Genomic DNA, 333 nt, shown 5'->3' with positions numbered 1-333 from the left:
CCAGAAAACTTTGAACCGGGGTGTGCCGGGTTAATGGTTTCTGCGCTGACCTGTGCCATGCGCATCCCGTCACGCGTACGCGCCATGGTTAATTCAGCGTTCACCGCATTACGCTCACGTTCGGCATATTTCTTGTCGAGCAAAGGTTCAGCAATAGCATCGGCCAGGCGGTCTACCGCACCAGGCAAGGCGTCGTTCTCAACTTCCAGATAGAAAGCCGTGCGATACGGCGCAGTGCTGGCATTGTGACTACCGCCGTGCATTTTGAGATATTCGGCCAGACTGTCAGCCTGCGGGTACTTTTTCGACCCCATCAGACTCATATGTTCAAGG

General features: G+C 54.7%; 1 protein-coding gene. It reads right to left on the bottom strand.

Annotated features, from left to right (window positions below):
* A partial coding sequence (locus tag V5P19_RS23165) for an insulinase family protein (protein ID WP_334407867.1) occupies positions 1 to 333 on the bottom strand: 333 nt, incomplete at both ends.

The sequence above is a fragment of the Enterobacter sp. UNJFSC 003 genome (genome assembly GCF_036903355.1).
GTDB lineage: Bacteria > Pseudomonadota > Gammaproteobacteria > Enterobacterales > Enterobacteriaceae > Enterobacter.
This window is presented reverse-complemented; position numbering and strand designations above follow the sequence as displayed.